24 protein-coding genes and 1 tRNA gene are annotated in these 20,231 nt (G+C 46.0%); 13 read left to right on the top strand and 12 right to left on the bottom strand.

All coding sequences use genetic code 11. From position 1 onward, the window contains the following. Positions 1-98 precede the first annotated feature (98 nt). The 4 genes from hpf to rapZ are packed head-to-tail and all read left to right on the top strand — an operon-like array spanning position 99 to position 2,792. Positions 99-422 (top strand): ribosome hibernation-promoting factor, HPF/YfiA family, encoded by a 324-nt coding sequence (gene hpf / locus ICN26_RS05340; RefSeq protein ID WP_046330878.1) that lies wholly within the window; start codon positions 99-101, stop codon positions 420-422. Between the two features lie 33 nt (positions 423-455). Beyond that, positions 456-914, top strand: coding sequence for a PTS sugar transporter subunit IIA (locus ICN26_RS05335; protein ID WP_216267426.1), 459 nt, complete (start codon positions 456-458; stop codon positions 912-914). Then, positions 911-1,900 carry an HPr(Ser) kinase/phosphatase gene (hprK, locus tag ICN26_RS05330; protein ID WP_216267425.1) on the top strand — a complete coding sequence of 330 codons (990 nt, stop codon included), beginning with the start codon at positions 911-913 and terminating at the stop codon, positions 1,898-1,900. The genes ICN26_RS05335 and hprK overlap by 4 nt, the downstream gene beginning before the upstream one ends. 1 nt (position 1,901) lies before the next feature. Further along, a complete protein-coding gene (rapZ, locus tag ICN26_RS05325; RefSeq protein WP_216267424.1) occupies positions 1,902-2,792 on the top strand; it encodes an RNase adapter RapZ in 891 nt (296 codons plus the stop codon). Here rapZ and mutY read toward each other — a convergent pair. After that, a complete protein-coding gene (gene mutY, locus ICN26_RS05320; protein ID WP_216267423.1) occupies positions 2,737-3,894 on the bottom strand; it encodes an A/G-specific adenine glycosylase in 1,158 nt (385 codons plus the stop codon). The two genes, rapZ and mutY, sit on opposite strands and share 56 nt — an antisense overlap. Further along, positions 3,879-4,715, bottom strand: coding sequence for a bifunctional DNA-formamidopyrimidine glycosylase/DNA-(apurinic or apyrimidinic site) lyase (gene mutM / locus ICN26_RS05315; RefSeq protein WP_216267422.1), 837 nt, complete (start codon positions 4,713-4,715; stop codon positions 3,879-3,881). Before mutM ends, mutY begins: the two co-directional genes overlap by 16 nt. A gap of 35 nt (positions 4,716-4,750) precedes the next feature. Here mutM and ICN26_RS05310 point away from each other — a divergent pair, with 35 nt between their 5' ends. The 6 genes from ICN26_RS05310 to pth all read left to right on the top strand — a co-directional run bounded on the left by ICN26_RS05310 (position 4,751) and on the right by pth (position 9,695). Beyond that, a complete protein-coding gene (locus ICN26_RS05310; RefSeq protein WP_216267421.1) occupies positions 4,751-6,238 on the top strand; it encodes a lipoprotein insertase outer membrane protein LolB in 1,488 nt (495 codons plus the stop codon). Between the two features lie 7 nt (positions 6,239-6,245). Then, a complete protein-coding gene (ispE, locus tag ICN26_RS05305; protein ID WP_255534388.1) occupies positions 6,246-7,121 on the top strand; it encodes a 4-(cytidine 5'-diphospho)-2-C-methyl-D-erythritol kinase in 876 nt (291 codons plus the stop codon). A 5-nt stretch (positions 7,122-7,126) separates the two neighbouring features. Further along, a tRNA-Gln gene (locus tag ICN26_RS05300) sits at positions 7,127-7,203 on the top strand. 73 nt (positions 7,204-7,276) lie between these two features. After that, a complete protein-coding gene (locus tag ICN26_RS05295) occupies positions 7,277-8,233 on the top strand; it encodes a ribose-phosphate pyrophosphokinase (protein WP_216267420.1) in 957 nt (318 codons plus the stop codon). Positions 8,234-8,369: 136 nt separating this feature from the next. Beyond that, a complete protein-coding gene (locus ICN26_RS05290; RefSeq protein WP_216267418.1) occupies positions 8,370-9,008 on the top strand; it encodes a 50S ribosomal protein L25/general stress protein Ctc in 639 nt (212 codons plus the stop codon). Between the two features lie 90 nt (positions 9,009-9,098). Next, complete coding sequence (pth, locus tag ICN26_RS05285) at positions 9,099-9,695, top strand: aminoacyl-tRNA hydrolase (RefSeq protein ID WP_216267416.1); 597 nt, start codon at positions 9,099-9,101, stop codon at positions 9,693-9,695. A 14-nt stretch (positions 9,696-9,709) separates the two neighbouring features. On the opposite strand, the gene ICN26_RS05280 is transcribed toward pth, so the two are convergent. From ICN26_RS05280 to ICN26_RS05260, 5 genes are all read right to left on the bottom strand, one after another. After that, a complete protein-coding gene (locus ICN26_RS05280; RefSeq protein WP_215308512.1) occupies positions 9,710-9,976 on the bottom strand; it encodes a YfhL family 4Fe-4S dicluster ferredoxin in 267 nt (88 codons plus the stop codon). A 17-nt stretch (positions 9,977-9,993) separates the two neighbouring features. Next, entirely contained in the window at positions 9,994-10,488 is a 495-nt protein-coding gene (gene coaD, locus ICN26_RS05275) for a pantetheine-phosphate adenylyltransferase (RefSeq protein WP_215328105.1), read from the bottom strand. A gap of 36 nt (positions 10,489-10,524) precedes the next feature. Further along, positions 10,525-11,055 carry a 16S rRNA (guanine(966)-N(2))-methyltransferase RsmD gene (gene rsmD / locus ICN26_RS05270; protein ID WP_439650717.1) on the bottom strand — a complete coding sequence of 177 codons (531 nt, stop codon included), beginning with the start codon at positions 11,053-11,055 and terminating at the stop codon, positions 10,525-10,527. A 95-nt stretch (positions 11,056-11,150) separates the two neighbouring features. Next, positions 11,151-12,491: a M16 family metallopeptidase gene (locus ICN26_RS05265; protein WP_216267414.1), complete on the bottom strand. Its 1,341-nt coding sequence runs from the start codon at positions 12,489-12,491 to the stop codon at positions 11,151-11,153. Further along, on the bottom strand, positions 12,481-13,866 hold the full coding sequence (locus tag ICN26_RS05260; RefSeq protein WP_216267412.1) for a M16 family metallopeptidase: 1,386 nt from the start codon (positions 13,864-13,866) through the stop codon (positions 12,481-12,483). Before ICN26_RS05260 ends, ICN26_RS05265 begins: the two co-directional genes overlap by 11 nt. Before the next feature lie 62 nt (positions 13,867-13,928). On the opposite strand from ICN26_RS05260, the gene ftsY reads away from it, so the two are divergent. Further along, positions 13,929-14,819: a signal recognition particle-docking protein FtsY gene (gene ftsY, locus ICN26_RS05255; RefSeq protein WP_216267410.1), complete on the top strand. Its 891-nt coding sequence runs from the start codon at positions 13,929-13,931 to the stop codon at positions 14,817-14,819. A gap of 93 nt (positions 14,820-14,912) precedes the next feature. Further along, positions 14,913-15,854 (top strand): RNA polymerase sigma factor RpoH, encoded by a 942-nt coding sequence (gene rpoH, locus ICN26_RS05250; RefSeq protein ID WP_216267408.1) that lies wholly within the window; start codon positions 14,913-14,915, stop codon positions 15,852-15,854. A gap of 21 nt (positions 15,855-15,875) precedes the next feature. Here the strand turns inward: rpoH and ICN26_RS05245 are convergent, their stop codons facing one another. From ICN26_RS05245 to ICN26_RS05225, 5 genes are read right to left on the bottom strand one after another with little or no spacing between them, the layout of a single operon-like run. After that, the gene (locus ICN26_RS05245) at positions 15,876-16,436 is read right to left on the bottom strand and encodes an SCO family protein (protein ID WP_439650723.1); all 561 of its coding nucleotides are present in this window, start codon (positions 16,434-16,436) and stop codon (positions 15,876-15,878) included. A gap of 52 nt (positions 16,437-16,488) precedes the next feature. Next, a complete protein-coding gene (cyoE, locus tag ICN26_RS05240) occupies positions 16,489-17,382 on the bottom strand; it encodes a heme o synthase (RefSeq protein ID WP_216267405.1) in 894 nt (297 codons plus the stop codon). After that, positions 17,379-18,509, bottom strand: a complete 1,131-nt coding sequence (locus ICN26_RS05235) for a COX15/CtaA family protein (protein WP_216267404.1) — start codon at positions 18,507-18,509, stop codon at positions 17,379-17,381. The genes cyoE and ICN26_RS05235 overlap by 4 nt, the downstream gene beginning before the upstream one ends. After that, positions 18,506-19,165, bottom strand: a complete 660-nt coding sequence (locus ICN26_RS05230) for a redox-active disulfide-containing membrane protein (RefSeq protein ID WP_216267403.1) — start codon at positions 19,163-19,165, stop codon at positions 18,506-18,508. Before ICN26_RS05230 ends, ICN26_RS05235 begins: the two co-directional genes overlap by 4 nt. Next, positions 19,162-19,944 (bottom strand): SURF1 family protein, encoded by a 783-nt coding sequence (locus ICN26_RS05225; RefSeq protein WP_369411789.1) that lies wholly within the window; start codon positions 19,942-19,944, stop codon positions 19,162-19,164. Before ICN26_RS05225 ends, ICN26_RS05230 begins: the two co-directional genes overlap by 4 nt. Before the next feature lie 14 nt (positions 19,945-19,958). On the opposite strand from ICN26_RS05225, the gene ICN26_RS05220 reads away from it, so the two are divergent. After that, entirely contained in the window at positions 19,959-20,171 is a 213-nt protein-coding gene (locus ICN26_RS05220) for a twin transmembrane helix small protein (protein WP_046330897.1), read from the top strand. Positions 20,172-20,231: the final 60 nt, after the last annotated feature.

Here is a 20,231-nt window from a genome sequence, read left to right as displayed (position 1 = left end):
ATTTCCGTATAAACAAGTACATCATTACAGGGGTCTGCTGCGCACCCCGAGTAATTATTTGCGCACGCATTTTGTTTTTCTATGAATAGGAGCTGCTGATGAATCTGAAAATTAATAGCCGTCATGTTGAAGTTACTCCAGCTATGCGTTCCCACCTCGAAGCCGGGTTAGAAAAAATTCGCAAACACTTTGACCACGTTTTAGATGCCACCGCATTTTTGATTGTCGATAACGCCAAAGAAAAAAATCTTCGTCAAGCAGCCGAGATTACTATTCACCTCAAAGGCAAGGAACTCTTTGCCGAAGCGCATAACGCAGACCTCTATCACGCCATGGATGCAGTGGTAGATAAACTTGAGCGTCAAGTTGTCAAGCACAAAGAAAAAATTCAAGATCATCACCACGAAAAACATTTTGAGTAATCTCTAGCATCAGGACACCTATAATCTAGTGATATGAATGCCCTGACTGATCTTTTCGCTTTAGACCGTATTGCCTTAAATAGTCCTTCTAAAAATAGGACTGAGGCGTTTGCGGCCGTAGGGCAGTTATTCTCCAAACAAGCTGGACTTGAAGCCGAAGCAATTGTTGGCTTTTTAAATGCGCGCGAGGACTTAGGCTCTACCGCACTAGGCGCTGGAGTTGCCATCCCGCACGGTCGAGTAAAGGGGCTAAAACAACCGATTGCCGCATTCGTCAAACTACAAGAGCCGATCGAATTTGCCGCTCCTGATGGTGAGGCTGTATCCATCCTCATTTTTTTACTTGTTCCTGAAAAAGCAACTCAGCAACATTTAGAAATTCTGTCTTCGATTGCACAGCTCTTATCCGATCAAGATACCCGTAAGCTACTTGCTTCGGAGGGCAGTCCAGAGAAGGTATGTGAAATTCTACAAACGTGGGGCTCAACTTGACTACTCAGCCTCTACTCTTAGAGGGAGTTACCGCCCAGCAGATCTTTGATGATAATGTCTCTGAACTGAAGCTATCCTGGATTGGTGGCCTAGAAGGCGCGGACAGACGATTTCCGCCGGAGGCTGTTAAAGCTGCCGCAGCCAGCTCAGACTTAGTGGGCCACTTAAATCTCATTCACCCAAGCCGTATTCAGATTTTTGGTGAGCAGGAGATTAACTATCATGCCCAACTTGAAACACAGCAGCGAGAAGAGCAAATCTTCGACCTCATTTCTAAAATGCCGCCTTGCGTTATTGTGGCCGACGGTAAAACGGCTGATGCCGCCCTCCAACTCTTCTGCCAACGATCCTCAACTCCACTCTTTACAACAGCCATATCAGCCGCTGAGGTGATTGATCACCTACGTACCTACCTCACTAAGATTGGTGCACCCCAAATTACGATGCACGGTGTATTCATGGATATTCTGGGCTTAGGAGTTTTGATCATGGGCGAGTCTGGCTTAGGAAAAAGTGAATTAGGCTTAGAGCTAATTTCTCGCGGCCACGGTTTGGTAGCTGATGATGCGGTAGATTTTGCTCGACTTGGACCAGACTATATCGAGGGTCGCTGCCCTGTGATTTTACGTAACCTCTTGGAAGTTCGTGGGCTTGGCTTATTGGATATCCGCACTATCTTTGGTGAAACAGCCGTGCGTCGTAAATTAAAATTGCGCCTCATAGTCCAACTAGTTCGCCGTAACGATGGTGAGTTTGAGCGCCTGCCTTTAGAAGCCCAGCACATTGATGTGTTGGGTGTCGCCATTAGAACTGTCAAAATTCAGGTGGCTGCAGGTCGCAACTTGGCAGTTCTCGTAGAGGCTGCTGTGCGCAATACCATTTTGCAGCTACGAGGTATCGATACCCTAAAAGAATTTATGGAGCGCCAGCGTTTACAAATGAATACTGAAGCAGAGTCTTCGAAGTCACAAGGCCGCCTCATTTAATATGCAAATTAATCTGATTACCGGCATCTCTGGTTCAGGTAAATCAGTTGCGCTGAGAGCCTTTGAAGATGTAGGTTATGACTGTGTTGATAACCTTCCTGTCACCCTTCTAGAAAACCTCATCACTACCCTAGAAGGTGAAAAAAGTGAACGTGTTGCGGTTGCTATTGATGCACGTCGCGGTCAGTCAATTGCAGGGCTCCCTCAGATTTTAGAAAACCTGAGGCGCAACCATCAGGTGCGAATTGTTTTCCTCAATGCTGATACCAATACGCTGATCCAGCGTTTCTCCGAAACTCGCAGACGCCATCCACTCTCTGGAAAAACTCAACAAACCCAAGCTGCCACCCTTATCGAGGCTATTGATAAAGAGCGTAATCTCTTAGAACCTCTGCGCAATCAAGCCCACAGTATTGATACCAGCAATCTACCTGCTCATGCCCTACGCTCCTGGATTCAGGATCTTCTGAAAGATAAGCCTCAAGGACTCACCGTTATTTTTGAATCTTTTGGATTTAAAAAAGGCTTACCTAGTGAAGCTGATCTCGTATTTGATGTGCGCTGCTTGCCTAACCCGCACTATGACAAAGTCTTACGCCCGATGTCTGGCAAAGATCAGCCAGTTCGCGAATTCTTGGAAAAAATTCCTGAAGTAGTTAGCATGGAAAATGACATTATTCAATTTATTGAAAAATGGTTGCCTCACTACATCGCAGATGGTCGTAGCTATCTTACTGTCGCTATCGGCTGTACTGGTGGACAGCATCGTTCGGTTTATCTTGTGAGTCGCATCATTGCGCATTTTCTGCCGCAAAAAGATTTGGCCGCACTTCAAATTAATTTCTTAAGCCGTCACCGCGAGCTAGACTCAATCCCTGCAATAGCAATTTAATCGGTTGTGGCAAGCCGTACTTTCCTAGCTGACGTATAGGGATCCACTTCAAGTCATCGCTAGAAAATTTCACGGCAGAGCCTGAAGTCGCATGCCAAATCTGCATCCATAAACGACGATGCGTAAAGACATGTTTAATTTCAAGTCCTCGCTCAATTGAGTGACAAGCATTTAAAGCGCTAGAGGTTCTTTCATCTGGCAGCACAAGCTTAAACAATTCTTTCGCAGTCAAATGAGCTGTATTGCCTGAAGATGGAGAACTTTTTTCTTTAGCTCTCCAAGTAGATTCAGGTAAGGACCAAAGTCCGCCCCAGATAGCCTTCTCGGGACGCCTTTGTAGTAATACTGAATCACCCTGACGGAGTAACAGCATGTCACAATTAAATTCAGGGGATTTTGTTTTGATGACTTTACGAGGCAATAGCAGGACCTGATCACTGAGATTAGCTTGGCATTCTTTTGCAAATGGGCATTTTCTTTCCCCACTTAAACATATAGGTTTACGAGAAGTGCACCAAGTTGCTCCAAAATCCATTAGAGCCTGCGTGTACACCGGCATATCCAGAGCTTTTTTAGGGAGCAGTGTTTTAGCCAATAGCCATAACTCATCGTTCACTGCTTTTTCTTGGATGGCGCCATCTACACCAAATAATCGTGCCAGTATCCGCTTGACGTTCGCATCTAGAATCGGTGCCCGTTCATGAAATGCAAATGCTGCAATAGCACCAGCAGTCGATCTACCAATACCCTTGAGCTGTTCGAGCAATACCGGGTCTTTGGGAAACTTACCCCCAAACTCTTCCATCACTTGCTTGGCACAAGCGTGAAGATTACGAGCTCGTGTGTAATAGCCAAGTCCCGCCCACTCCGCCAAGACATCATCTAGTGGTGCAGTAGCCAACTTCTTCACTGTTGGAAAACGCTTCATAAAGCGGGGGTAGCGCTCCAGAACAGTTGCCACCTGAGTTTGTTGAAGCATGATTTCAGAAACCCACACGGCGTATGGATCTCGAATACTCTGCCATGGAAGACCTTGGCGTCCATCCTTGCCATGCCAAGCTATCAGCTTAGTAGCGAAGTGCTTGATCAACGCTTCTGACATTGGGGGCAAAAGTAAGTAGAGCGCTGACCTTGCACTATTTGTTTTATCAGCGTCTTGCATACCTTGCAAGGCTGATCCTTACGATCATAGACTTTAGTTTGCACCATGAAGTGCCCTGGGTCGCCTTTGCTGTTCACAAAGTCTTTTAAAGAACTGCCGCCTGCAGCAATCGCTTTTTTCAAAATCAATCTCACTGAGTTAGCTAGCCTAGAACATTGCGGACGCGTGAGTTTTCCAGCAGCTTTTGCCGGATGAATACCTGCCTCGAATAAACTTTCAGAACAATAGATGTTGCCCACACCCACCACAGCTTGCCCTGCCAGTAAAAATTGCTTCACAGCAACACTACGTTTACGTGAACACTGATAAAGAACCTCAGTACCAAGCTCACCCTCAAACTCCGATGAAAAAGGCTCAACTCCTAGTTTTTGTAAAAGCGCATTGCTCTCAATTGGCCCCTTGGATTTTGAGTGCCATAAAACAGCGCCAAACTTTCGGGGATCATGCAAACGCAAACTCAGCTTGCCAAACTCAAAAGTCACTCGATCATGCAACTTAAGAGGGTCGCTACCAGGAAGGACCCGCAATGTTCCGGTCATGCCTAGGTGCAGCAGTAGATAACCCGTATCAAACTCCATTAGAAGATACTTGCCGCGGCGTTCTATTCCCAAGACTTTCTGATCAGTAAGTAAGGCATTTAAATTACTTGGGACCGGCCAACGCAAGCGACCATCAATAATTTTGACTGCGCTCACCCTCAGCCCCTCTAAATGGGGCTGGATACCCAATCGGGTAACTTCGACTTCTGGGAGTTCTGGCATAAATGGATTGTAGATTCGCGGATTAGAATGTGCTTATGACTAAATTTTCATTAAAGCCCACTTTTAGGGTCTTACTGCTTGCGGCTGGACTAAGTTTTAGCCTCTTCGCCAGCAATAGCATCGCTAAATCCAGCAGCTTGGATAGTGGTCAAGCTGTATTTGAGGTCCTTGCCTCTGAAATCGCCCTTCAGCGCGGTGAAGCTGGCTTGGCATATACAACCTATTTGGAGCTCGCGCGCCAGCTAGATGACCCTCGCTTAGCACAAAGGGCTATGGAGATCGCGATTACCGCAGGCGCACCTGATCTTGCACTCCAAGCAGCGCAAACTTGGGATGGTTTGGCCGGTCCGAAACAAACTAGGCCTAAAGAAGTACTCGTCACCCTCTTAATTTTGAATCAACGCTGGTCGGATGCAGTCAAACCCGCCATCTCACTCTTGAGTCAACAAACACCGGCGCAACGTGAAAATACTTTGCTACAGATTCAGGCGCTATTAGCTAAAGCGACCAATGAATCAGAAGCACTGAGAGCTTTCTATGAAATTGTTTCAACATTAAAGCCAGAACCAAAAGATCCTGGGCTTCTCTACACCTACGCCATGTCTGCTGAAAAATCGGGGCACATCGATGTAATGGAGAAAACTCTGCGCGAAATCTTGCGCAAAAATCCGAATGATGTAAATAGTCTCAATGCACTTGGTTACTCACTAGCTGATCGCAATCAGAAATTACCCGAAGCATTTAAGCTGATTAATAAAGCACATCAACTCTCACCTAAAGATGGTTTTATATTAGACAGCCTTGGCTGGGTCAACTTTCGTATGGGTAAAAATGATCTTGCCTTAGAGCAACTGCAACAAGCATTTGGCATGAAACCCGAAGCAGATATTGCCGCACATATTGGCGAAGTCTTATGGGTAATGAATCGCCCAGTCGAAGCAGAAGATATGTGGCGCAAAGGCCAGCAATTAGATGCCAATAACCCGACTCTCAAAGAAACTTTGAAGCGCTTGAAACCTGATTGGTCACTAGCAGATACCGCCCTCAAAGGCACATGGGACGGTCGTTTTGCGGTGAAAATTACTGGACTCACCGAAAGTAAAAATCAGGGTGGCTCAGGCGGATTTACATTGACTCAAGATGCTTTGATCGACGTATTAGAAATTCGTAATCCGGTAGGTGGATCCATTGCAAAAATTACGATTAAACCTGGTGAGGCAATTTTAGAGCGTGATGGTCAACTAACTACAGCTATCGATGCTGACACTCTGATACAAAATACATTAGGACTTCCGCTCCCTGCTCGCGGTTTATCAGACTGGTTACGTGGGAAAACCCGTCCCGGTGGCAATGCCAGTGTTGAGCGAAATGCAAAAGGGCAAGTGAGTAAAATTACGCAAGATGGTTGGACCTTAAATTACAACTGGAACAATACGCAGCGTTTAGAAAAACTCATGATGACTCGCAGCTCTAACATTGGCTCGATCGATATCCGTTTGGTATTTGATAATGCGAATGAGTGAAGTGTGAATGATGAGTAAGGCCTTAGAAATCCAATGCCCCGCGAAGCTCAATCTGTTTCTACATATTGTTGGGCGTCGCGAAGATGGCTATCACCTACTCCAATCTGTTTTTCAGTTGATTGATTGGTGTGATGTCCTCACCTTAAAGTCTATTTCTGAAAATGAGATTCGTCGCATTGATCCCATTCCAGGCGTACCCCCAGAACAGGATTTAGTAGTCCGCGCTGCCCAACTCTTAAAAGATTTTTGCAAGATTAATCAGGGCGCTGAAATTGGCTTGAAAAAAATGATCCCCATGGGTGCTGGCCTCGGTGGCGGATCATCCGATGCTGCATCCACACTGATTGGCCTCAACACCCTCTGGAATCTAAATCTTGATATTTCGACACTTTGTCGGCTCGGTCTAAAACTAGGGGCAGATGTACCTTTTTTCATCTATGGCCAAAATGCATTTGTTGAGGGCATTGGGGAGAAATTACAGGGCATTTCCTTGGAAACCCAAGACTTTGTGGTGATCTTCCCTAACAAGGGAATTGTCACTGCTCAGATTTTTCAAGACCCTCAATTGACCCGAGATCATGCTCCGATTACAATAGATGGCTTTCTTGCATCGCCAAGCTCATATCAGTCGAATGATTGCCAGGCAGTAGCGGTGCAGAAATGTCCTGAAGTGAAGCAAGCTTTAGATTGGATTTACAAGGCAGTGCCAAACTCGGCGCCTTGCATGTCCGGCTCTGGAAGTAGCGTTTTTGCCGCCTTAGACCCTAAGACGGACACCGCAAATCTGGAAAATCTTCTGCAAAATCTTCCAAAAGGATGGATAGGTCGAATTGTTCGTGGGCTAAATAAAAATCCCGCTTACAATTTGATTTCTTCAGATTGACCTGTAGGGGAATCGCCAAGCTGGTTAAGGCACTGGATTTTGATTCCAGCATGCGAAGGTTCGAATCCTTCTTCCCCTGCCAAACTCTGTAGATACGACCTTAAGATATCCATTCGACCTCTACCAAAACTCCAAAATCACCTATGTCCGCCCCAATGAACGCAGATTTACTGACTCTTTTCACAGGCAACGCAAATCCGGTTTTGGCCCATGCGGTAGCAAAAGAGCTCAACCTTCCCATGGGAAAAGCATTTGTTGGACGATTCTCTGATGGTGAAATCCAGGTAGAAATTCAAGAAAACGTCCGCGGCAAGAACGTGGTCGTTATCCAATCAACTTGCGCTCCAACAAACGACAGCTTGATGGAGCTCATGATCATGATTGATGCCCTTAAACGAGCATCGGCAAGTCGCATAACCGCAGTGATCCCTTACTTCGGTTACGCCAGACAAGATCGTCGTCCACGCTCTGCACGGGTCGCCATCTCCGCCAGAATCGTAGCAAACATGCTGCAATCTGTTGCTGGCATTGAGCGTGTTTTGACCATGGATCTTCATGCTGACCAAATTCAAGGCTTCTTTGATATCCCGGTAGACAACATTTACGCTTCCCCAGTTCTCTTGGCAGATTTAGAGGCTCAGAAAACTAAAAAAGATCTCATCATTGTTTCGCCGGATATTGGCGGTGTTGTTCGCGCCCGTGCAATGGCTAAGCAATTAGGCACAGATTTGGCGATTATTGATAAACGCCGCCCCAAGGCAAACGTATCAGAAGTAATGCACTTAATCGGTGAAGTAGAGGGTCGCCACTGCGTCATCATGGATGACATTATTGATACCGGTGGAACCCTTTGTAAAGCTGCTGAGGCATTGAAAGAGCGTGGTGCCAAGGGCGTTACCGCCTACTGTACTCATGCAGTGCTCTCTGGTGGTGCTGTAGCCCGTATTGCCGCTTCTGAGTTAGACGAATTGGTTGTTACTGACACTATCCCATTGACTACTGAAGCCTTGAAGGTGGGTAAAGTTCGTCAATTGAGCGTTGCCCCTATCCTGGCTGAAACCCTTTCTCGTATTAGTAAGGGCGACTCAGTGATGTCGATGTTTGCTGAATAAGCCAAAAATAGCGTTTACACCCCCGTTTTTGGCAATTTTGAGCCTTTTCTAGGCAAAAAGTACGATTCCCAAGATATAATCAAAGGCTTTTCTGTTTGGTCGCGAACGGAAATTAACCTTAATTTAGGAATTGAATATGAAAGTAGTAGCCTTTGAAAGAAGCGTACAGGGAACGGGTGCGAGCCGCCGTCTGCGCAACTCCGGTAAAACTCCGGGCATTATCTACGGTGGTAAAGACACCGCAACTGTAATTGAGTTGGATCACAACGCACTGTTCCATGCTCTCCGCAAGGAAGCATTCCACTCATCTATCCTTGATCTCGAAATCGGCGGAAAAGCACAAAAAGTGTTATTACGCGATTACCAGATGCATCCATTTAAGCCTCTGGTTCTGCACATCGATTTCCAGCGCGTTTCCGCGACTGAAAAGGTTCACATGCGCGTTCCATTGCATTTCATTCATGCTGACACTTCAGCTGCAGTGAAGTTACAAGGCGCTGTCATCAGCCACATCTCTACTGAATTAGAAATATCTTGCTTGCCTGCTGACTTGCCAGAATTCATTGAAGTGGACCTAAGCAAGATTGAAGTTGGTCATGGTATCCATGCTAAAGATATCGTATTACCAAAAGGCGTTACCCTGGTATTGCATATTGAGCAAGAAAACCCAGTGCTAGCTAACGCGCGTATCCCAGCCGTGAAATCTGCCGATACAGAAGCTGCTCCTGTAGCTGCTGCGGCTCCTGCTGCTGAAGCTCCAAAGGATAAAGCTTAATCATTTAAGCCATATCTTTGCGACAGAGGAAGCCCGCTTACAAGCGGGTTTTCTTTTTTGCAGAAAAGCTTTTATCCTTAAGCACTCATCATGACTAAATTAATTATTGGCCTAGGCAACCCAGGTGAAGAACATGCTGAAGATCGGCACAATGCTGGCTTCTGGTTTGTGGACGCACTCGCCAAACAATTAAACGTCGGCTTTGAAACTGAAAAACGCTTTCATGGAAAAGTGGCTAAGGCTAAATGGGAAGATGAAGATCTCTTCTTACTCAAACCCAGCACTTACATGAACCTGAGCGGTCAGGCTGTTGGAGCACTATGCCGCTTTCATAAAATTACACCTAAAGATGTGTTGGTAGTGCAGGATGAGCTAGATCTCAAGCCAGGTACTGCACGTATCAAGCTTGGTGGCGGCACTGGTGGACACAACGGCTTAAAAGATATCCAAGCTCACTTAGGAACTCCTGATTACTGGCGCTTGCGCCTGGGCATTGGCCACCCACGCGATCTTGCTGCAGAAGGGGCGCGAGTGATGGATGTGGCTGACTTCGTATTGAAAAGGCCACTACAAGCAGAGCAAAAGCAAATTGATGCAAGCATTGAAAATGGCTTACAAATTCTGCCTTTGTTCCTAAGAGGTGACACTCAAGCAGCCATACTCGAATTGCACTCTAAAACTAATTAAACAGTACTAATTGCTTATTTAGCGAGTGCTTTTTTGGCAGCAGTTAAGGCCTGATACTTTGCCATTAACTGCGTTTGATTTTCAGAAAATGAAGGATTCATTGGTATGCAATCTACCGGACAGACTTGCTGACACTGAGGCGCATCGTAATGACCTACGCATTCAGTACATTTATTGGGATCAATCTCGTAGATCTCTAGACCCATATAGATTGCATCGTTTGGGCATTCAGGCTCACACACATCGCAATTGATGCATTCGTCCGTAATCATTAACGCCATATTTGCGCCTAGGGCCTCTACTCTTTACTCTTATTAGCTTCAATCTTTTTAATCAACCACTTTTCTACCGATGGGAATACAAACTTACTGACATCGCCGCCCATAGAGGCAATCTCACGCACAAAGGTGCCAGAAATAAATTGATATTGGTCTGATGGCGTAAGGAATAGTGTTTCAACATCGGGTAATAAATAGCGATTCATACCAGCCATTTGGAACTCGTATTCAAAATCAGATACTGCGCGCAAGCCACGCACAATCACGCGCGCGTTATGTTCGCGAGCAAAATCTTTTAACAGACCAGTAAACCCAACAATCTTCACGTTGGAGTAGTGGCCAAGAACTTCTTTGGCAATCTCAATACGCTCATCCAATGCAAAGAAAGGGCGCTTGCTACGACTATCAGCAACACCAACAATGAGCTCGCCAAAAATGCTTGAGGCGCGACGTACTAGGTCCTCGTGACCACGAGTAAAGGGATCAAATGTTCCAGGGTATACAGCAACAGTCATAAGGCTCCTAAGGCTTTTTCGGCTACAGGCAAGAGTTTAGTCCCTCTTAGAGCGAAATAGACAAGCTTTTACTTGTCCAGCCTCTAAGTATTTCCCACAATGCCAATCAGGCACTAAAGCCTCAATCTGCTCACGAGGGCGAATAGCAGGAAACTCTACGTAAATTCCCCCGCCAGCACTGTCATCACAAACACGATTAGCCTCTATAAGCGCTTGATTTAATAGGCTCTCTTCCTGAAAGGGTGGGTCTATGAAGATCAGATTGCTGGAGCGGTCAGCTTGTTGCTTTAAGAATTCCAAACTATCTCTATGAAGAATCTGCACCTCTCCCGGAGCCGGAGATGACTCTAGCAAAGCAAAATTAGCCAGGAGTTTGGCATAGGCCTGTTTGTCTTTTTCTAATAGGGTTACTGAATTGGCATGTCGTGATGCGGCCTCAAAACCTAAAGCACCAGTACCAGCAAACAAATCTAAACAACGTAAACCGACTAAATCCTGCCCGAGCCAATTAAATAAAGTCTCACGAACACGATCGGTAGTAGGACGAAGACCGGGTAAATCCAGCACGCTGAGCAAACGACTGCGCCAAACTCCACCAATAATACGAATTTTCTGCAGGGACTCAGGGCGTCTGCCTAATGAAGCTGACTTAACTGGCTTATTTATTTTTTCGCTCCTAAGACCACAATTTTCATTCGATCCATGGCTAAGTGTTTTTGGAACGCAATCTTGACTTGCTCAAGGCTAACCGCTTCCACTTGCTTAGTCCAAATCTCCATCGTATCGAGAGGCAAATTATTCCAAGCAATAGATGACACATTATCTAGTAACTTGCGATTGTTATCTATTCTTAAGGGATAGCCATTGATCAAATTTGCTTTGGCTGCATCGAGCTCCGCTTGCGTTGGACCATCAGCAATAAATTGTGCAATGGTAGAACTCATTACCTCTAGCGCCAAAGTAGCTTGATCATTCTTCGTTTGTACGCCCGCCTGAAATATCCCTGCATCCTTACCAGGAGCAAAATAACTAAACACGCTGTAAGCAAGACCACGTTTCTCGCGCACCTCCGACATAAGACGGGATACAAAGCCACCGCCGCCCAAAATATAGTTACCCACCAGTAATGGGAAAAAATCGGGGTTGTTACGGGTTACCGCAGTCATTCCCATGGCGATATGTGCTTGCTGCGAATCAAATGGAATAGCAACTTCGCGTTGACTTAAAGGCTCGACTGGTGAGCACTCAAACTCTGGCAACTTAGCTACAGGAGGTCCAGACTGAGGCACTCTTTGCAATAAACTCTGAACAATTTCAGCAGCCTCGGCTTTGCTCACATCACCCACAATGCTGACAATCATTCGATCACCACGGTAAAGCTGTTTATGAAACTGCTGTAGGTCGCTTGCGCTGATATTAGCAATACTTTTCACCGTTGGTGAATTGGCCAGCGGATAGTCTCCATATACTGATTTTCTAAATCGACGATCCAAAACTGATTCTGGTTTTGTCTCCGACTCTAGCAATGCAGTAGTCATCCTTTGCTTCTCACGCGCCAAGATCTTTGCATCATAGGTAGGCATACTCAACATCGCAGAGGCTAATTGAACGGCGCGATCACGTAAATCTTTGCGACTCAAAGTTCTAATGCGCATCACAGCGCGCTCACCGCCAATAGAAATACCGAGGTTTGCACCAAGGTCTGCAATCTCATCTGCAATCTGCGCCTCATTTAACGGACCCTTATCAGATTTGGCGCCATAGTTCATGAGCCGCCCAGCCATAGTAGCTAAGCCACTTTTAGCTCCTGGGTCATAACGATCGCCTGCATCAATACTGATCTCAATATCCACCATGGGTAGCGCTTTGGTTTGCACTAAATAGGCTTGCGCGCCCTTGAAGGAGTCTAGCTTTTCAATAGGTAATATCGCGTGTGCTGATGTACTTACTCCAACTATCAGCGCGATTGCAAAACTGACTTGCGAGATGAATTTATTTAGCATCACGATTGCCCCCTTGCTTGCTCTCACCCGACTGGCGTGCTTGAGGGTCTAGTACTGCTATGGTGAGCCCCTCATCTACTAAATATTTTTTTGCAACATCTTGGACTTGCGCGGGAGTAATGGTTTGCATCTTCTCTAACATCACATCAATATCTTTCCAGGAGAATCCAGCCATCTCCGTACTACCGATTTCCATGGCCTGACCAAAAATTGAATCGCGCTTATAAATTTGATCGGACAGAATTCGTACCTTCACCCGCTTAAGCTCTGACTCTAAAATTCCTTTATCAATAACTTCTTTCAAAGCTTTGCGAATGCTGCTCTCCGCCTGCCCTACTGTCTTGCCTTTAGCCATACTGCTACTAATGAAAAATAGTTCAGGACCTCTAGAGATCATGTCATAACCAACGCCCACATCATTTACTACTCGCTCTTGCTTTACTAGAGTGCGATTCAAGCGTGCGTTGTCATAACCATCTAGTACAGCAGACAACAACTCTAGCGCATAAGGCTCATTGTCATCCAATCTCCCCACTTCTAACTTGGGAACTTTCCATGCCATTGCTAACTGTGCGCTATCAGCCGGCGCTTTTACTTGCACTCGCTTAGTGCCTTTTTGCACGGGTTCAATCTGGGGCTTACGTTCTGGTAACTCTCTTGCAGAAGCAACTCCATAGTATTTTTCCACTGCTCGTAGAATCACTTTAGGATCAACATCGCCAGCAATGACGACAGTTGCATTATTCGGTTTGTACCAGCTGCGATACCAATCGCGTGCATCTACGGCTTTCATATTGACCAAATCATTCATCCACCCAACTACCGGATGACGATAAGGGGAGCTCATGTATGCGGTGGCAGTGAGTGATTCATTGAGCAAGCTACTAGGGTTATCTTCCGTACGCAGGCGACGCTCTTCCATGACCACCTGAATTTCTTTCAGAAATTCTGCATCATCAAAATTGAGGTTAGACATACGATCAGCCTCCAACCTCATCACCTCATCTAACTTAGACTTTTCAACTTGCTGAAAGTACGCCGTGTAATCACGAGAGGTGAAAGCATTTTCTCGACCACCCACTGCTGCAACTAAGCGGGAGAATTCCCCTGACTTTACTTTATGGGTGCCCTTAAACATCATGTGCTCCAACACATGAGCCACTCCAGTCTTGCCATTCACCTCATCCATGGAGCCAGCACGGTACCAAACCATGTGCGCAACTGTAGGTGCGCGATGATCTTCCCGCACGATCAACTTGAGGCCATTGGAGAGTTGAAACTCGTGGGTATTTGCTTGGCCCACTTCTGGAGTTGCCATAGCAATAGAACAGCCGAGCAATAAATAGAGAGAAAAACTTAATAATGTGGAACGCATCTGCAAGATCACCTATTCCTAGAATTTAATTGATAAGATGCAAGGATTAAATTGTATCGATTATGTTCGGCCTACGTAAAACCCTCGGATCCCTATTCACATCCAATCAGACTGATCAAGCCTGGTTTGATGCCCTAGAAGAATCTCTCATTTTGAGCGATGTGGGTCTGCCCACGACCGAACAACTGATTAGCAAGCTCCGTAAAGCCGCCAAATCGGAAAAGGCCAATACACCCGAAGCACTCAAGCAACTTCTAATAGAAGAAGTGGCGATGCTCCTGAAATCTATGGAGCCCAACCCTAATCCCTTGTATGTCCATGAGCAAAAGACCACACCAGAGGTGTGGCTAGTAATTGGCGTCAATGGCGCTGGCAAGACCACCACGATCGGTAAACTCTGCAAACTTTTTCAATCTCAAGGCAAATCTGTCTTACTGGCGGCCGGCGACACCTTCAGAGCTGCAGCACGCAACCAGCTCCTTGAATGGGGTGGTCGTAATCAGGTCGATGTCATCATGCAAGAAAGTGGTGATGCGGCGGCAGTGGCACACGATGCCATTCATGCGGCGATTTCTCGCAAAAGCGATATTCTGATTATTGATACTGCCGGTAGACTGGCAACTCAAGACCATCTGATGGAAGAATTAAAGAAGGTTAAAAGAGTGATTGGCAAGGCCCTTTCTGGAGCGCCTCACCAGACTTTGCTCGTTCTGGATGGCAATACTGGTCAAAACGGTTTAAGCCAAGTAAAGGTCTTTCATGCCGCTTTAGGGCTTTCTGCCTTAATCGTGACCAAATTAGATGGCACCGCTAAGGGCGGGGTAATCTGTGCACTTGCCCACACCCTCAGCGATGGGTCAAAACCAGCGGTTTTAGCCTTGGGTAAAGGCGAGGGAATTGATGATTTAGCACCCTTCACGGCCGCACAGTATTCATCTGAATTATTCAATTAAATCATAGGCTTACAGAATTAAAAAACCATTAGCACTCTCTTGACAAGAGTGCTAAAATGGAACTCCATAAATAGCCAAAGCACATAAAAGAAAATGATTCAAAAGAAAGCATACAAACCGCAATTGCAAGCAAGGCAAACACTGCCAGCAGCGCAGACTGCTGCGGCTTCGCTTGCCTTTCCGATGCTGCCTTCCCTAGGGGTTGGCACACTTGACTCTTATATCTCCTATGTGAATCGCGTTCCCATGCTCAGCGCTGCAGAGGAGCTGCACCTCGCACAAGAATTTCGTCGTACTGAAAATGTCGATGCTGCGAAGACCTTAGTTCTCTCGCACCTTCGTTTAGTGGTGTCCGTTGCTCGTCAGTACCTAGGCTATGGCATTCCCCATGCCGATTTAATACAAGAAGGCAACATTGGCTTAATGAAGGCTGTCAAACGCTATGACCCTAACCAAGGTGCACGCTTAGTCTCTTACGCTATCCATTGGATCAAGGCAGAGATACATGAGTACATCCTCAAAAATTGGCGTTTAGTAAAAGTTGCTACAACAAAAGCACAACGTAAATTGTTCTTCAATCTGCGTAGCAACAAGCCTACTTTAGCTGCCCTGACACCAAATGAGGTTGAGGCTTTAGCGAAAGCACTCGATGTCAAAGGTTCTGACGTAAAAGAAATGGAGATGCGCCTTGCTGGTGGTGATGTTGCCTTAGAGGGTGATAACACTAATGATGAAGCAGCCTATGCACCAATTCAGTGGTTAGCTGATAACAGCCAAGAGCCGACTGAAATGATGGCTGCTGCTGCGACTGATGCATTGCATGGCCCTCAGCTAGATCAAGCACTCATGGCGCTAGATGAGCGAAGCCGTAATATTGTGCAATCACGTTGGTTAGCAATGGATGCAGATGGCAATGGAACAAAAACATTGCATGATCTCGCCAGCGAATATGGCATTTCTGCAGAGCGCGTTCGTCAGATTGAAACTGCTGCACTCAAAAAAATGCGTAGCCTCTTGCAAGCTGAAGCTGTCTAAGTAGCCTTACTACCCAAGCTTTTACTTCAGAAGTTCCTTCAAGTCTTGCGCCAAGGTTTCAGCACCTTGCGCATGCTTGATGTAAAGGCGTAAACGTCCTTCTGGATCAAAGGCATAACTTCCTGCCATGTGATCCATCGTGTATGACCCAGGACTCGTGCCAGGCACCTTCTGGTAGTAAACCTTAAAGTCCTTAGTCACTTTTTCTAAAGCTGCTTCATCGGCTGGACGCAAACCCAAGAAGCGCGAATCAAATACCGGCACATACTGTTTTAAGATTGCTGCGGTATCTCTTTGTGGGTCCACAGTTACAAACAGCACTTGCACCTTGTCTGCCTGAGGACCCAATAAAGTCATGACCTGCTGCATCTCAGTCAGCGTCGTAGGACAAACATCGGGGCACTGCGTATAACCAAAGAACATCAAAACTGCTTTGCCTTTAAAGTCAGCGAGTGTTCTCACCTTTCCATCAGGATCGAGCAAACTAAAGTCAGTACCAAATGCCTTGCTACCCGTAATATCCACGTTCTTAAAGCTCTGCTGGGGACTGCAAGCTAGCAGAGCTAAGCCGATCAGTGACATTACCAATAGGCGTGAAATATCAAAGTAAGATTTTTGTAAATGCATCTTCATCTCAAATGAAATAGTGGTCAATTAATAACACTACGAAAAGTAGAGACAGGTACGTAATTGAAAAACGGAAGGTCTTCTTCGCTAGCGCATCACTGTAGGAAACAAATAAAGCAATAACATATGCCAGAAATATCAGGCCCAGAATGATTGCAGAAATCAAATAGATTAGGCCACTCATGCCATAAATATAGGGCAATAAAGTAGCTGCAATCAAAATCAATGTGTATAGCAAAATATTCAGCAGCGTAAAACGTTCTCCGTGTGTCACTGGCAGCATTGGTAAACCACTTTGCACATAATCATCGCGACGGTATAGAGCAAGAGCCCAAAAGTGCGGGGGAGTCCAAACAAAAATGATCAGCACCAAGAGCCAAGCTTCTGCCGATACAGTGTTGGTAACTGCCGCCCAACCCAAGGCAGGCGGCATAGCACCCGAGAGGCCGCCAATGACAATATTCTGTGGCGTAGCAGGCTTGAGCAACCAGGTATAAATTACCGCGTAACCGACAAAAGTGGCCACGGTAAGCCACATGGTTAATGGATTGCAGAAGATCCACAAGATGGCCATTCCCAAACCACCGAGAATCATCGAGAAAACAGTAATGTGAAAAGGCGTCACTTCACCAGTTGCGGACGGCCTCCAAGCAGTTCTCTTCATCTTCGCATCAACGGCTTGCTCGATTAAACAATTCATTGCAAAAGCAGCTCCTGCCAACAACCAAATCCCAACAATGCCGCCAATCAGAACTGGATAAGGCACCATACCGGGGGTAGCCAAGAACATGCCAATAACTGCGCAGAACACTGCTAACTGCGTGACGCGGGGCTTGGTGAGAACCCAATATTGACGCCAACGTGGCATCGCTACAGGATTAGGGGAAGTTGGACTACTCATAATGATTTAGACATCTTCATGTAAATGGGGGCAGTCCAAGAGGACCATTGGACCAAACGAACCAAACAGAACACCAATGCAGCAGAACCTGCGGTATGCATTAAGGCAGCCAGCAGAGGCCACTGAAAGACTACATTAGAAATACCAGTCAGAGCTTGGAGAATGAGCAAGGCTAATAATAACTTTGCAATCCTAGCCATTCCTAATGATGTGGAATTACTTAGGCTGAGAGCGCTCACTCCTAAAGCACCAAGGATTAGCACAGCAACCATAGCAAATACGCGATGTGCCCAATGGATTGTTTGCAAAGCGACAGGGGTAATAGATTCGCCTTGAGCATTCAGGCCTAGGCCACGCCATAGAGTGAAGCCTTCTTGCCATGCTGTTTCTGGCCAAAGACGATCCATGCAGGTCGGAAAATCAGGGCAAGCTAATACAGCGTAATTCGTGCTCACCCATGCACCTAAAAAGATTTGTGTACTTAAGGTCACTGCTGCAAGTAAAAGTAACTTTGCAGAAAGAGGTTGGCTCTGTAGACGAATAGCTGAGGAAGGTTTACCCATCCACTCTTGTTGCGCATACATCGTTAAGCACGCCAACAAAACTAAAGCCAACATTAAGTGAATCGTCACAATGATAGGCTGCAATTTCAGTGTGACCGTCCAGGCACCAAATGCCCCTTGGATGCATACCAAAATCAATAAGCCAAGACTGCCCAATAAAGGTTTTTTACCTAGGCTGCGAAGTTTTCTCCAAGCAACTGCCACCTGAATCAGAATCAGCGCTCCGACAGTCATTGCTAAATAGCGATGAATCATTTCAATCCAAGCCTTGATGACAGTCACAGGACCCGTAGGCATGTTCGCTTCAGCTTGCTGGATCTCGCTAATTGCGTGCCATGGATTTGATGTGCCATAACAACCAGGCCAATCAGGGCACCCCAGACCAGAGTCCGTTAAGCGAGTAAAGGCACCAAACACAATCAAATCAAAAGTCATGAAAACCAAAACCCAATTGAGCTTTTGGAAAAAGTTATAAGTTGGCCTAGTCCAAAGATAAGCCAAAGGTAGGCCTGCAAAGACAATTGCGATTGCAGCTAACTCTGCAAGCAATAGCATGCTACTCATTGCAATTTTTCACCCTTACGATTGAGGCGCAATAGCTTCTCTAGATCCTTTTTAATACTGCCGAATTCTTTAGGCGAATTAGTCACCGGAAAAATCATCATCTTGGCTGGGCTTGGATCAATCAACTGGATCTTCTGACCTGCTCCATCACGATTAAGCCACGCATCAAATTCAGATCTTAATTTAGGATCTACTGGCAAATCTACAATCTGAAATCCCGCTGTCTTTTGATCGTATGCCAGCAACACCTCTGGATCTACTGCTTTGCCATCTGTATTAACCCACACTAGTTGAACTCGACTACTTTCACGACCAACAGCAATGCGTAGTTGACGCATTAAAAATAGAGCCTCGAGACACGTCTCATTTTTAATGGTGCATTCTCCAGCTGGCCTTGCCACTAGCAAAGTCCACTTTCCATTGAAGGGAATATCAAACCACGCGGGATTCATATCTTGCACAGGCTGAACCAAGGCTCCAAAGTTGGTCTTTCCACCCTCTGGCTTAAAAACGTAATATGCCAAATAGGAGGCGATCACTGGTGCCGCACAGGCAAGCAACAATAGCAGCATCTGAATACGCCCACGTCGAGTTTGCGTGTTAATTACAGATGCATCTGTTTGTGATGCTGGAATCAATAACTCTTTATCACTCACCCTCTACCTCCATTCACAGCAAGCTCTCGCCGATATTTCATGAGCCCATTAATGAGCCAAAATAAAAAGCCAGTCAATGCCAAAGCAAACCACTGGAATGCATAAGCATAATGGCGATCGACTCCGTTTGTTGGGGAGGGCCAATTTCTTAGTAAACCATCCTCTTTCGAAGAACCAGACTCTCGAACGATGAACGGAAGCTGCTTCCATTCATGGCTTTGAGCCTCAAGACCTAAATCAAAATTTTGCTCAATCCGAGGGCTTGCTCGAGTAGCATCCTTTTTTCCCAGCTCATAAACTCTTCCGGGATGAGGGAAAGCAACTCCCTCAACAGTCACCACTTCACCCACTGTTTTAACTGGGGGTAACTCAATACGATTTTCGTTATTACGAGGAGCCCAACCCCGGTTAACCCAAAGTACAAGCTCTTGGCCATCCAATTTCAGGGGCATCATTACATAAAAGCCGGATTGTCCTGCGGCACCAGCACCACCCTCAGGAATCGGACGAGGACGGTTATCCAGCCAAATGACCTCATCTTGAATAAAGCGCCCACGAGCTAGAATTCGGCGCTCTGTGGCCTGCTCTAGGGTCAAGCTATTGGTATTGGCATTTAGAATGGGCATTTGCAGTCTGGCACTTAAAGATTCACCCAAGCGAATCTTTTGTTCTGCTCGGTTTAGCTGCCAAATACCAGCGCCGCAGCCAACTACAATCACTGCAAGAGCTGATAATGTAGCAACTAGACGACTAGTAACTAAGCTAGAAAAAATATTCACAAGGGTACTTTGAAATGAAATGGGTTATTCCAGTTGCACTGCTAATCATTGTTGGGAGCTTAGGCTCGGCACTCTATTTCATGATGAAAGACAAGGGTCGCAGCTCAAGAATGGTTCAGTCGCTTATGTTACGTATTGGACTATCAATCGTACTCTTCTTAGGAATTCTGATTGCCCACTACTTTGGCTATATCGAAGCTACCGGCGTTCGAGTGGGAACAAACTAAGCGCCTACATAAAAGTAAGGACTCAAAACAAATCGGGGCTCAACGCCCCGATTTTTATTT

The sequence above is a fragment of the Polynucleobacter hallstattensis genome, from assembly GCF_018881835.1.
GTDB lineage: Bacteria > Pseudomonadota > Gammaproteobacteria > Burkholderiales > Burkholderiaceae > Polynucleobacter > Polynucleobacter hallstattensis.
The sequence above is the reverse complement of the archived record's forward strand: the minus strand, read 5'-3'. Positions and strand labels throughout refer to the sequence as shown.